Below are 11,737 nucleotides of genomic sequence, written 5' to 3' on the forward strand. Positions count from 1 at the left end.
ATGTGTGATGGGATCAAACAGCCTGTGAGCCCTGAAGGCATTATTCAGATGCAGGGCGTGAACAAGTGGTACGGCCAGTTCCACGTGTTGAAAGACATCAACCTGAACGTCAAGCAGGGCGAGCGCATCGTCTTATGCGGCCCATCGGGTTCCGGCAAATCCACCACCATCCGTTGCCTCAACCGACTGGAAGAACACCAGCAGGGTCGCATCGTGGTCGATGGCGTGGAGCTGACCAACGACCTCAAGCAGATCGAAGCGATCCGCCGTGAAGTCTGCATGGTGTTCCAGCACTTCAACCTGTTCCCGCACTTGACCATCCTGCAGAACTGCACCCTGGCGCCGATGTGGGTACGCAAGATGCCCAAGCGCAAGGCCGAGGAAATCGCCATGCATTACCTGGAGCGCGTACGCATTCCGGAGCAGGCGCATAAATACCCGGGGCAACTGTCTGGCGGTCAGCAACAGCGTGTGGCGATTGCCCGTGCCCTGTGCATGAAACCAAAAATCATGCTGTTCGACGAACCGACTTCGGCACTCGACCCAGAGATGGTGAAAGAAGTTCTGGACACCATGATCGGCTTGGCCGAAGACGGCATGACCATGCTTTGCGTAACCCACGAAATGGGCTTCGCCCGTACCGTGGCCAATCGCGTGATCTTCATGGACAAAGGTGAAATCGTCGAACAGGCTGCGCCAAACGACTTCTTCGACAACCCGCAGAATGAGCGCACGAAGCTGTTCTTGAGCCAGATTCTGCATTGATTGGCGCTTGGCAGTGAAATAAACCCGGACAGTGTTCCGGGTTTATTTTTGTCTGGATTTCGAAGTCAGGACGCCAGTGTTGTTTCCTGTTCCGGGAATCGTGCAGCGAGCAATCGCCTCAAGTCAGTGCCTTCGTTCATTGCTTGTATTTCAGCAAGTAAATGCGGATGACGATCCAACAGGCGCATTAGCGTGAACAAAGCTTGAGGTGGGGGAAGTTCGCCGCGCTCGTATCGTGAGAACGCATTGTGACCAGCGCCGGAAAGCAACTTCACTGCTTCCTTCTGCGTGAGATGCATTTTGCGGCGGATACGCTTCATCTCGGTGCCCATGATTTGAAAGCAGTCTTCGAGCAGTTTATCGCCAGCGTCGGAGTAGCGCTCGGCGCTGTCAGTATCATTATCGAAAATGATTTCACCGCAGACCTTGCACTCCCAGCCTGCAATATCGTGCACCCAGCGTGATACGTTCTTGTAGTCGACACTGAGGCTGCGACCTTCGAAATGTTGCATGGCGTGTTGAGTGCCACAACTCATGCATTGCCGCGTATTCATACGTTCCGCTCCTTGAAAGAGATCACCGGGGGCCCACCTTTGGGGCAGTAGGTCACTTTGATGTAGAGCTCCATTTCCTGAAATGTAGTGTGGTAAACGTCCTGCCAGCTTCGGTGATCGGTGTAGCACGTCATCGACTTATAGAGCATCCGGCGTTCCAGCGAGCAAATGACTAACTCCATATCTCGCAGGTTCAATCCCATGCGCTTGCCGGACCTCAATGCGACTTGAGTAAACACTTTGGCTCCTTGCCTTCTGAGCTCATCCTTGACGACTGACAAGGCGTAGTGGGGTGTGTTCTTTTCCATAAGAAACCGTGAACCCTATCCCTGAAATTACCCTTAAAGGGTAATTTTGACCAATCGAAAATCCCGCTCCATTCCCTCTCTCTGACCGTAGGCGGTTGCCGTCCTACACGAAGCTGACTAACATGTCAGAAAATTCATCCTATGATTGGATGAAAGGGCGAATTCTATGTCAGACATTTCTCCGTTAATTAAACGATCCCTGGTCGATCAGGCCCTGGATCAGTTACGCCTGCGCATTAACCAAGGCATCTGGACGGTCGGCCAGCGCTTGCCTACCGAGCCGGAACTGGCGACTGAGCTGGGCATCAGCCGCAACACCGTGCGCGAAGCCATGCGTGTACTGGCGTTTTCCGGGTTGATTGAGATTCGTCAGGGCGACGGTAGCTATTTGCGGGCGGTGGTTGATCCTTTGGACACGATGAGGGCGTTGTCCCGTTGTTCGCAGGAGCAGGCCAGGGAAACCCGGCACATTCTGGAAGTCGAAGCCATTGGTCTGGCTGCATTACGTCGCACCGATGAAGACCTGGTGGCGTTGCGTGAAGCGCTGGGCGTCAGCGGCAGTCACTACCACGGCGATCTCGACACCTACATTGCTTGCGATCTGGTATTTCACCGTCGACTGGTGGATGCGGCGCACAACCCGACACTCAGCGAGCTGTATCGCTATTTCTCCAGCATCGTCGGCGCGCACTTGCGCCAGACCTTGAACATCTCACCTCGACGCCAAGCGGTGTTCGACCTTCATATCGAACTGCTCGATGCCGTCGAGCAACGCGACCCGGAACGGGCAAAAGCCTTGTCGAGGCAGTTGATCAATGAACCTTGAAACCGAGAACCCCATGTCCACCCAGCAGGCCAGTAACAGCAGCATCATTGAGCTCAAGCGTACGGCGGAGCTCGAAGAGCTGTTGATCGACGCCGAGGCTGATGACGAACAGGCTCAGCAAACTCACCCGGTCCTTCAGCGGCCATGGCTGCTGTTGCTCGGCCTGATTCTGGTGGCGCTGAACCTGCGTCCGGCATTGTCGAGCATGGCGCCGATGCTCAGCGAGATCTCGAAGACGCTGGGGCTCTCGGCTGCCCAGGCCGGGTTGCTGACAACCTTGCCGGTACTTTGCCTCGGTCTGTTCGCACCCTTGGCGCCAGTGCTGGCGCGGCGTTTTGGTGCCGAACGGGTGGTGTTGGGAATTCTTCTGATGCTGGCCGGCGGGATCATGTTGCGCAGTTCGTTCGGCGAGGTCGGCCTGTTCGCCGGTAGCGTGCTGGCCGGCGCCAGTATCGGGGTGATCGGCGTGCTGCTGCCCGGCATTGTTAAACGCGATTTCCCGAAACAGGCCGGCACCATGACCGGCGTCTACACCATGGCGCTGTGCCTGGGCGCGGCCATGGCGGCTGGGGCGACGGTGCCGTTGAGCGAGCATTTCGACAAGAGCTGGGCCTTGGGTCTCGGTTTCTGGGTGGTTCCAGCGTTGGTCGCGGCGATTTTCTGGTTGCCGCAAGTCGGTCAGAAACACGGCGCGCATCATGTTGCCTATCGGGTCCGAGGGCTGTTGCGTGATCCGCTGGCCTGGCAAGTGACCTTGTACATGGGCCTGCAATCGTCTTTGGCCTACATCGTGTTTGGCTGGCTGCCGTCGATTCTGATCGGCCGCGGTCTGACGCCAACCCAGGCCGGTCTGGTGTTGTCGGGTTCGGTGATTGTCCAGTTGATCAGCTCGCTGGCAGCACCCTGGCTGGCGACCCGTGGCAAGGATCAGCGGCCGGCGATCGTGATCGTCATGGCAATGACCCTCGGCGGTTTGTTCGGTTGCCTCTATGCACCGATCGATGGCCTGTGGGGCTGGGCGATCCTGCTGGGGTTGGGGCAGGGCGCTACGTTCAGCCTGGCGTTGACCCTGATCGTGCTGCGTTCGCGGGACGCCCATGTCGCGGCCAACCTGTCGAGCATGGCCCAGGGCTTCGGCTACACCCTGGCGTCCATGGGGCCGTTCGCGGTCGGTGTAGTGCATGACTGGACCGGCGGCTGGAGTGCCGTGGGCTGGATCTTCGGCGTTATCGGCCTCGGCGCGATCATCGCCGGCCTCGGTGCCGGACGTTCGCTGTACGTTCAGGTTCAAAGCGAGAGAGTCTGACGTTCTGCGCACTGTCGGTATTCGGGCCACGAATGCCGATAGTGTTCCGCGCATTTGTTGACTATCGTGCAGGCAATCTTTCGATGCCACTTTGCAACCCGGAGAGCCTGCCCATGAGTGACGCCCACAACGCCTTGATCACCCGGTTCTACCAAGCCTTCCAGCGGCTGGATGCCGAGGCCATGAGCGCCTGCTACACCGAGGACGTAGTGTTCAGTGATCCGGCGTTTGGTGAACTGCATGGGCGCGACGCCGGCGACATGTGGCGCATGCTCACCACCCGGGCCAAGGACTTCTCCCTGACCTTCGATAATGTGCGCAGCGATGAGCGCACGGGCGGTGCCCATTGGGTGGCGACCTACCTGTTCAGCCAGACCGGCAATACCGTGGTCAACGACATCCAGGCGCGTTTCGTGTTTCGTGACGGCAAGATCTGCGAGCATCACGACAGCTTTGATCTGTGGCGCTGGTCGCGTCAGGCGCTGGGTTTCAAAGGGCTGTTGTTGGGCTGGACGCCAGCGGTGAAAAACGCCGTTCGTGCCCAGGCCTTGAAGGGGCTGAAGGCATTCCAGGCCAGTCGCTGATAAGATCGCCGCTTGTTTCCTACAAGCCTTGATCGTCACGTGAACACCTCGAGCGAATCTTCCGTCATTGCCGTCGAACCGCCGCTGCCCGTCAGCAAACCCTGGTTCGTCTACCTCGTTCGCGCGGCCAATGGTTCGCTCTACTGCGGGATCAGTGACGATCCCGTGCGCCGTTTCGCCACCCACCAAAGTGGCAAAGGTGCGCGCTTCTTCCTGTCCAGCCCGGCCGTGGCGCTGGTGTACACCGAAGTCTGTCGCGACAAAAGCGAAGCACTGCGCCAGGAACGATTGATTAAAAAACTCAAGAAAAGCGCCAAGGAATGTCTGGTGGCGAGCGCGGCTGCGGGCTTATCAATCTGACTGATAAGCGCCCATCAGGCAGATGGGTAGGCTGCTTGTGGATTGCGCGCTAAGCTGCGGGTTCCTTATCCGAGCGGCGGAGCCGAGCATGTCCGAGTTGATTCTTCATCACTACCCGACGTCCCCTTTCGCCGAAAAGGCCCGCTTGCTGCTGGGCTTCAAGGGGCTGTCCTGGCGCTCGGTGAACATCTCGCCAGTGATGCCGAAACCCGATCTGACGGCGCTGACCGGCGGCTATCGCAAGACGCCGGTATTGCAGATTGGTGCTGATGTCTATTGCGACACGGCGCTGATGGCGCGTCGTCTGGAGCAGGAAAAAGCCTTGCCGGCGTTCTTCCCGGAAGGCCAGGAAATGATCACCGCGACCTTCGCGGCATGGGTTGATTCAGTGGTGTTCCAGCATGCGGTCAGCCTGGTGTTCCAGCCGGCGTCGGTGGCGGTGCGCTTTGGCAAGTTGTCGCCGGAAGCGATCAAGGGGTTCCTGGCCGATCGCGCCGGCTTGTTCAGTGGTGGCAGCGCCACACGGTTATCGGCAGAGCAGGCTCGGCATCAGTGGCCAACGATCATGGCGCGTCTGGAGCAGCAGCTTCAGCGCGAACAGGGCGACTTCCTGTTCGGCGAGCCGTCGATTGCCGACTTTGCCCTGGCCCATTCGCTGTGGTTCCTCAAAGCGACACACGTGACATCCCCGTTGGTGGATGCTTATCCGGCTGTGTCGGCCTGGTTTGGCCGGGTGATGGGGTTTGGTCATGGCGCGTTCAGCGAGATGACTTCCGAGGAAGCGCTTGAAGTCGCGCGTAACGCCACGCCGGCTGCGTTGCCGGATGAGCAGTTCGATGAGCCGAACGGGTTCGAGGTTGGCCAGCAGGTGGTGATTGCAGCGACCGATTACGGTGTTGATCCGGTGGCGGGAGAGTTGCTGTTTGCGGGTAGCGAAGAGCTGATTTTGCGTCGCGAAGATGAGCGGGCCGGCGTGGTGCATGTGCACTTTCCTCGGTTCGGGTTCCGAATCGAAAAACGCTGAACCCCGTAGGAGCGAGGCTTGCCCGCGAAGAACGATAACGCGGTACAACAGATACACCGCGTTATCGTTCTTCGCGGGCAAGCCTCGCTCCTACAGGTTTGTATTTACTTCAATGCAGCAAGAACCTTGTCCGGGTCATACCCGCGTATCAACGTGCCGTTCACATCGATCAGCGGAATCCCGCGTCCTCCCAGCGCCTCGTAGGCCTTGCGCGCCTGGGCATCTTTCTCGATATCGAATTCCTTGTACGGAATGCCTTTCTGGTCGAGAAAGCGTCGGGTCAGCTTGCAGTAGCCGCACCAATCGGTGGCGTAGAGCACGACGTTGGCCTTGGCCTGGGTCTGCTCGGACACCACCTGCGAGGGGTGAAACACCCGCTCGATCTTGCCCCAGTTCTGGTAAACCACGACCACCAGCAAGATCAGCAGGCACTTCTTCAATACACCGCCGAGCATCAGTTGCGTCGCTTGAGCTGATCGGTCAATTGGGTCGGCAGGCCTTTAATGATCAGCGTACCGGCTTCTTCGTCGTATTCGATCTTCGAGCCCAGCAGATGCGCTTCAAAGCTGATGGACAAGCCCTCGGCACGACCGGTGAAGCGGCGGAACTGGTTCAGGGTGCGTTTATCTGCCGGAATCTCGGGTGACAGGCCGTAGTCCTTGTTGCGGATGTGATCGTAGAAAGCTTTCGGGCGTTCTTCGTCGATCAGCCCGGACAGTTCTTCCAGGCCCATGGGCTCGCCCATTTTTGCCTGGCTGCTGGCGTAATCCACCAGGGTCTTGGTCTTCTCGCGTGCGGATTCTTCCGGCAGGTCTTCGCTTTCGACGAAGTCACTGAAAGCCTTGAGCAGGGTGCGGGTTTCGCCGGGGCCGTCGACGCCTTCCTGGCAGCCGATGAAGTCGCGGAAGTACTCCGAAACCTTTTTGCCATTCTTGCCTTTGATGAACGAGATGTATTGCTTGGATTGCTTGTTGTTCTGCCACTCGGAGACGTTGATCCGCGCTGCCAGGTGCAACTGACCAAGGTCCAGGTGTCGCGAAGGGGTCACGTCCAGCTGATCGGTCACTGCCACGCCTTCGCTGTGGTGCAGCAGGGCGATGGCCAGGTAATCGGTCATGCCTTGCTGGTAATGCGCAAACAGCACGTGGCCGCCCACAGAGAGGTTCGACTCTTCCATCAGCTTTTGCAGATGTTCCACTGCCACCCGGCTGAAGGCTGTGAAGTCCTTGCCGCCGTCGAGGTATTCCTTCAGCCAGCCGCTGAACGGATGCGCCCCGGACTCGGCATGGAAGAAACCCCAGGCCTTGCCTTGTTTGGCGTTGTAGCTCTCGTTGAGGTCGGCAAGCATGTACTCGATGGCGCTGGACTCGGCCAGTTCGGAATCGCGGGCATGAAGAACTGCGGGTGTGCCGTCGGGTTTTTTGTCGATCAGGTGGACGATGCAATGACGGATCGGCATGGGCTTCTCGGCTGATTGAAGAGAGGAGGGCGTGCTCCCCCGAAAAAGCGCCCAGTGTACCGCAACCACTGGTTTTGGCGCGGTACGAAGGTCAATTCGAAGCTGCCCGACGGCCCTTATGCAGCTTTTTCACGATTTAGAGCAATAAAGCTGACCAAATGGGTAGCTAGAGGCGGATATTTCCCCGTCTCTGTGCTAGTTTTGCCCGGTCTTACGCGAAGTCACTGCGTTAAGCGTGCATTCAGCATTTGTCAGGTCGAACCAAACCCTGATTTCGGTATCTATAACCCCGACTCGTCGAGGTTATGCCGAGGGTGCCAGATCCAGAAGATCGGGCTCGATGGCTGACACTGCACTCTGCAATCCATATGAATTTGATAGGGAAGGAACACTACAATGGCTCTTACTAAAGACCAACTGATCGCCGACATCGCTGAAGCTATCGACGCGCCAAAAACCACCGCGCGTAACGCTCTGGACCAACTGGGCCAAATCGTTGCTGATCAGCTGGAAAACGGCGGCGAAATCACCCTGCCAGGTATCGGCAAGCTGAAAGTGACTGAGCGTCCTGCCCGTACCGGCCGCAACCCTTCGACTGGCGCTGCCATCGAAATCGCTGCCAAGAAAGTTATCAAGCTGGTTGTGGCCAAAGGCCTGACCGACGCTGTTAACAAGTAAGACTTGTTAGAAAAAACCGTGCTCCGGAGCAATCCGGGCACGGTTTTTTTGTGCGTGCGATTTACCACAAACACCGCTAAACCAATGTGGGAGCGGGCTTGCTCGCGAAGGCGGTGTGTCAGTCACCATTGAAGTTGACTGACACACCGCCTTCGCGAGCAAGTCGAATCGTCGCACCGCCGCTCCCACAGTTGATCTACGTCGGTCAGTTAATCAGCTTTTACGCGCCCAGCGTTCACGCCAGACCTGCTGCTCGCTTTTAGTCTGGAACGTCCAGGCGACAAAGCGGCTTTGCTTCTGCCCCTGAGACATTTCCACGACCTGGCTTTCCAATACACCGGCCTTTTTCAGTGCCGTCTGGATCGCAGGCAGGTTTGAGGCTTTCGAGACCAGAGTGCTGAACCAAAGCACTTTGTGTTGAAAATGCGCACTCTCGGCGATCAGTTGCGTCACAAAGCGTGCTTCGCCACCTTCACACCACAGTTCGGCCGATTGACCGCCAAAGTTCAGCACTGGCAGTTTGCGTTTCGGGTCGGCGCGGCCCAGTGCGCGCCATTTACGCTCGCTGCCCTTGGTTGCCTCGTCCATCGAGGCGTGGAACGGCGGGTTGCACATGGTCAGGTCGAAGCGTTCGCCGGGTTCGAGCAGGCCCAGCAGAATGTGCTTGGGATTGCTTTGCTGGCGCAGCTGGATGGCTTTGTTCAGCCCGTTGGATTGCACGATGGCTTTGGCGGCGGCCACGGCCGTCGGGTCGATTTCCGAGCCGAGGAAGTGCCAGCGATAGTCGCTGTAGCCGATCAGCGGATAGACGCAGTTGGCGCCCATGCCGATATCGAGCACCTTGACCGGCGCACCGCGAGGTATTTCACCGTCGTTGACGCTGGCCAGCAGGTCAGCCAGGAAGTGCACGTAGTCAGCACGGCCCGGCACCGGTGGGCACAGGTAATCGGCCGGGATGTCCCAATGGGCGATGCCGTAGAATGACTTGAGCAGCGCCCGGTTGAACACCCGAACCGCGTCCGGGCTGGCGAAGTCGATGCTTTCCTTGCCATACGGATTGATGATCACGAACTTCGCCAGCTCCGGCGTGGTTTTGATCAGCGCCGGGAAGTCGTAACGACCCTGATGGCGATTGCGCGGGTGCAGGCTGGCCTTCTCGCGGGGTTCCACGGCTTTGGCCGGGGTAGCGGAGTCAGGCTTCTTGCGCGCAGGTCTTGGTGTGCGGGGGGCGTTCATGGGCGTTGTCGATTCGGGTATGGCTAAAAGTGGCGGGTATTGTCCCACAGACAATGGCCGCGCGGTGGATCCCGTAGGAGCGAGGCTTGCCCGCGAAGAAGGATAGCGCGGTGTATCTGTTGAACCGCGTCATCGTTCTTCGCGGGCAAGCCTCGCTCCTACAGAAAGGGTTTTTTGGTGTTTTTGGGGGGAAAGGGGCGGGCATGAAAAAGGGAGGCCGTTGCGGGCCTCCCGTTTTCATTGCGACTTGCCGTTACAGGCTGGCAATCCGCGCATGCTGCTCGGCCAACTTGCCCAAAGCCTGTTCAGCTTCAGCCAGTTTGGCGCGTTCCTTCTCGATGACTTCGGCCGGGGCCTTGTCAACGAAACCGGCGTTGGACAGTTTGCCACCGACGCGCTGAACTTCGCCCTGCAGACGCAGGATTTCCTTGTCCAGGCGAGCCAGTTCGGCGTCCTTGTCGATCAGGCCGGCCATTGGCACCAGCACTTCCATCTCGCCAACCAGCGCGGTGGCGGACAGCGGTGCTTCTTCGCCGGCTTTCAGAACGGTGATCGATTCCAGACGCGCCAGCTTCTTCAGCAAGGCTTCGTTCTCGGTGAGGCGGCGCTGATCTTCGGCGCTGACGTTTTTCAGGAACAAATTCAGCGGCTTGCCTGGACCAATGTTCATTTCGCCACGGATGTTACGCGTGCCGAGCATCAGGCCCTTGAGCCATTCGATGTCGTCTTCGGCGCCCTGATCGATGCGTGCTTCGTTGGCCACTGGCCAAGGTTGCAGCATGATCGTCTTGCCTTCGATACCGGCCAGCGGCGCGACGCGCTGCCAGATTTCTTCGGTGATGAACGGCATGAACGGATGCGCCAGACGCAGCGCGACTTCCAGCACTCGCACCAGCGTGCGGCGGGTGCCGCGTTGACGTTCGACCGGTGCATTTTCGTCCCACAGCACAGGCTTGGAGAGTTCCAGGTACCAGTCGCAATACTGGTTCCAGATGAACTCGTACAAGGCTTGTGCGGCCAGATCGAAACGGAACTGATCGAGCTGACGAGTGACTTCGGCTTCAGTGCGTTGCAACTGCGAAATGATCCAGCGATCCGCCAGCGACAGCTCGTAGGCTTCGCCGTTCTGGCCGCAGTCTTCGCCCTTGTCCAGAACGTAGCGCGCAGCGTTCCAGATCTTGTTGCAGAAGTTGCGATAGCCTTCGACGCGGCCCATGTCGAACTTGATGTCGCGACCAGTCGATGCCAGCGAGCAGAACGTGAAGCGCAGGGCGTCGGTGCCGTAGCTGGCGATGCCGTCGGCGAACTCGTCGCGGGTCTGCTTCTCGATCTTCTTCGCCAGTTTCGGCTGCATCATGCCGGAGGTGCGTTTCTGCACCAGTTCTTCCAGCTCGATACCGTCGATGATGTCCAGCGGGTCAAGGACGTTGCCCTTGGACTTGGACATCTTCTGGCCCTGGCCATCACGTACCAGACCGTGGACATAAACAGTCTTGAACGGAACCTGCGGCGTGCCGTCTTCGTTTTTCACCAAGTGCATGGTGAGCATGATCATCCGGGCAACCCAGAAGAAAATGATGTCGAAACCGGTCACCAGCACGTCGGTGGAGTGGAATTTCTTCAGGAATTCGGTCTGCTCCGGCCAGCCGAGCGTGGAGAAAGTCCACAGGCCCGAACTGAACCAGGTATCCAGAACGTCGTTGTCCTGTTGCAGCGCAACGTCCGGGCCAAGGTTGTTCTTGGCGCGTACTTCGGCTTCGTCGCGACCGACATAGACCTTGCCCGACTCGTCGTACCAGGCCGGAATCCGATGGCCCCACCACAGCTGACGGCTGATGCACCAATCCTGGATGTCGCGCATCCACGAGAAGTACATGTTTTCGTATTGTTTTGGCACGAACTGAATGCGGCCGTCTTCAACCGCAGCGATGGCCGGCTCGGCCAATGGCTTGGTGGAGACGTACCACTGGTCGGTCAGCCACGGCTCGATGATGGTGCCGGAGCGGTCGCCTTTTGGCACTTTCAGGGCGTGATCGTCGACGCTGACCAGCAGGCCGGCGGCTTCGAAGGCGGCCACGATTTCCTTGCGGGCCTGGAAGCGGTTGAGGCCGACGTATTCGGCGGGCAGCGTGCCGTCGATTTGCTCGTTGACGCTGCCGTCGAGGTTGAACACCTGGGCCGCGGGCAGCACGTCAGCATTCTTGTCGAAGATGTTCAGCAGCGGCAGGTTGTGGCGCTTGCCGACTTCATAGTCGTTGAAATCGTGGGCCGGGGTGATTTTCACGCAACCGGTGCCGAATTCAGGGTCGCAGTAATCGTCGGCGATGATCGGGATGCGGCGGCCAACCAGCGGCAGCTCGACAAATTTGCCGATCAGGGCTTTGTAGCGTTCATCGTTCGGGTTAACCGCCACGGCGGCGTCGCCGAGCATGGTTTCCGGACGCGTGGTCGCGACGATCAGGTTATCATTACCTTCAGCGGTTTTGGCGCCGTCGGCCAGCGGGTACTTCAGGTTCCACAGGAAACCTTTCTCGTCGTGGTTTTCCACTTCGAGGTCGGAAATCGCCGTGTGCAGCTTGGTGTCCCAGTTGACCAGACGCTTGCCGCGGTAGATCAGGCCGTCTTCGTGCAGGCGCA

Annotated in this window: 13 protein-coding genes; 7 read left to right on the forward strand and 6 right to left on the reverse strand. The window is 58.7% G+C overall.

Going from position 1 to position 11,737, the window contains the following annotated elements; translation table 11 throughout:
• A partial coding sequence (locus ACIPLA_RS25130; protein WP_401176867.1) for an amino acid ABC transporter ATP-binding protein occupies positions 1-765 on the forward strand: 765 nt, incomplete at its 5' end.
• A gap of 65 nt (positions 766-830) precedes the next feature.
• Here ACIPLA_RS25130 and ACIPLA_RS25135 read toward each other — a convergent pair.
• A complete protein-coding gene (locus ACIPLA_RS25135) occupies positions 831-1,319 on the reverse strand; it encodes a type II toxin-antitoxin system MqsA family antitoxin (protein ID WP_218398935.1) in 489 nt (162 codons plus the stop codon).
• Complete coding sequence (locus ACIPLA_RS25140; RefSeq protein WP_401176870.1) at positions 1,316-1,627, reverse strand: type II toxin-antitoxin system MqsR family toxin; 312 nt, start codon at positions 1,625-1,627, stop codon at positions 1,316-1,318. Before ACIPLA_RS25140 ends, ACIPLA_RS25135 begins: the two co-directional genes overlap by 4 nt.
• A 166-nt stretch (positions 1,628-1,793) precedes the next feature.
• Between ACIPLA_RS25140 and ACIPLA_RS25145 the strand changes: the two genes are divergently transcribed.
• From ACIPLA_RS25145 to ACIPLA_RS25165, 5 genes are all read left to right on the forward strand, one after another.
• Entirely contained in the window at positions 1,794-2,453 is a 660-nt protein-coding gene (locus tag ACIPLA_RS25145) for a FadR/GntR family transcriptional regulator (RefSeq protein WP_218398937.1), read from the forward strand.
• Complete coding sequence (locus ACIPLA_RS25150) at positions 2,443-3,759, forward strand: CynX/NimT family MFS transporter (protein ID WP_401176873.1); 1,317 nt, start codon at positions 2,443-2,445, stop codon at positions 3,757-3,759. The genes ACIPLA_RS25145 and ACIPLA_RS25150 overlap by 11 nt, the downstream gene beginning before the upstream one ends.
• Before the next feature lie 113 nt (positions 3,760-3,872).
• Complete coding sequence (locus ACIPLA_RS25155; RefSeq protein ID WP_218398939.1) at positions 3,873-4,343, forward strand: nuclear transport factor 2 family protein; 471 nt, start codon at positions 3,873-3,875, stop codon at positions 4,341-4,343.
• A 39-nt stretch (positions 4,344-4,382) separates the two neighbouring features.
• Positions 4,383-4,703: a GIY-YIG nuclease family protein gene (locus tag ACIPLA_RS25160; RefSeq protein WP_401176878.1), complete on the forward strand. Its 321-nt coding sequence runs from the start codon at positions 4,383-4,385 to the stop codon at positions 4,701-4,703.
• A gap of 88 nt (positions 4,704-4,791) precedes the next feature.
• Positions 4,792-5,727, forward strand: a complete 936-nt coding sequence (locus tag ACIPLA_RS25165) for a glutathione S-transferase family protein (protein ID WP_218398940.1) — start codon at positions 4,792-4,794, stop codon at positions 5,725-5,727.
• Positions 5,728-5,831: 104 nt separating this feature from the next.
• Here the strand turns inward: ACIPLA_RS25165 and ACIPLA_RS25170 are convergent, their stop codons facing one another.
• Together ACIPLA_RS25170 and yejK are read right to left on the reverse strand one after the other, a co-directional pair.
• Positions 5,832-6,182 (reverse strand): glutaredoxin family protein, encoded by a 351-nt coding sequence (locus ACIPLA_RS25170; RefSeq protein ID WP_123494432.1) that lies wholly within the window; start codon positions 6,180-6,182, stop codon positions 5,832-5,834.
• Complete coding sequence (yejK, locus tag ACIPLA_RS25175; RefSeq protein ID WP_007905511.1) at positions 6,182-7,186, reverse strand: nucleoid-associated protein YejK; 1,005 nt, start codon at positions 7,184-7,186, stop codon at positions 6,182-6,184. The genes ACIPLA_RS25170 and yejK overlap by 1 nt, the downstream gene beginning before the upstream one ends.
• A 396-nt stretch (positions 7,187-7,582) precedes the next feature.
• Between yejK and ACIPLA_RS25180 the strand changes: the two genes are divergently transcribed.
• Positions 7,583-7,864 (forward strand): HU family DNA-binding protein, encoded by a 282-nt coding sequence (locus ACIPLA_RS25180; RefSeq protein ID WP_007905514.1) that lies wholly within the window; start codon positions 7,583-7,585, stop codon positions 7,862-7,864.
• A 213-nt stretch (positions 7,865-8,077) separates the two neighbouring features.
• Here ACIPLA_RS25180 and rlmF read toward each other — a convergent pair whose 3' ends face one another.
• The gene (rlmF, locus tag ACIPLA_RS25185) at positions 8,078-9,100 is read right to left on the reverse strand and encodes a 23S rRNA (adenine(1618)-N(6))-methyltransferase RlmF (protein WP_007905515.1); all 1,023 of its coding nucleotides are present in this window, start codon (positions 9,098-9,100) and stop codon (positions 8,078-8,080) included.
• A gap of 253 nt (positions 9,101-9,353) precedes the next feature.
• Positions 9,354-11,737 (reverse strand): valine--tRNA ligase (locus ACIPLA_RS25190; protein WP_401176884.1); only part of this gene is annotated, 2,384 nt, incomplete at its 5' end.

The organism is Pseudomonas sp. NPDC086112 (assembly GCF_044746425.1).
GTDB lineage: Bacteria > Pseudomonadota > Gammaproteobacteria > Pseudomonadales > Pseudomonadaceae > Aquipseudomonas.

What these genes read in the sequence shown, in the direction of transcription:
- ACIPLA_RS25145 (WP_218398937.1), top strand. Translation starts at nt 1,794, where the DNA reads ATGTCAGACATTTCTCCGTTAATTAAACGATCCCTGGTCGATCAGGCC.
- yejK (WP_007905511.1), bottom strand. Translation starts at nt 7,186, where the DNA reads ATGCCGATCCGTCATTGCATCGTCCACCTGATCGACAAAAAACCCGAC.
- rlmF (WP_007905515.1), bottom strand. Translation starts at nt 9,100, where the DNA reads ATGAACGCCCCCCGCACACCAAGACCTGCGCGCAAGAAGCCTGACTCC.
- ACIPLA_RS25135 (WP_218398935.1), bottom strand. Translation starts at nt 1,319, where the DNA reads ATGAATACGCGGCAATGCATGAGTTGTGGCACTCAACACGCCATGCAA.
- ACIPLA_RS25150 (WP_401176873.1), top strand. Translation starts at nt 2,443, where the DNA reads ATGAACCTTGAAACCGAGAACCCCATGTCCACCCAGCAGGCCAGTAAC.
- ACIPLA_RS25180 (WP_007905514.1), top strand. Translation starts at nt 7,583, where the DNA reads ATGGCTCTTACTAAAGACCAACTGATCGCCGACATCGCTGAAGCTATC.
- ACIPLA_RS25170 (WP_123494432.1), bottom strand. Translation starts at nt 6,182, where the DNA reads ATGCTCGGCGGTGTATTGAAGAAGTGCCTGCTGATCTTGCTGGTGGTC.
- ACIPLA_RS25155 (WP_218398939.1), top strand. Translation starts at nt 3,873, where the DNA reads ATGAGTGACGCCCACAACGCCTTGATCACCCGGTTCTACCAAGCCTTC.
- ACIPLA_RS25165 (WP_218398940.1), top strand. Translation starts at nt 4,792, where the DNA reads ATGTCCGAGTTGATTCTTCATCACTACCCGACGTCCCCTTTCGCCGAA.
- ACIPLA_RS25140 (WP_401176870.1), bottom strand. Translation starts at nt 1,627, where the DNA reads ATGGAAAAGAACACACCCCACTACGCCTTGTCAGTCGTCAAGGATGAG.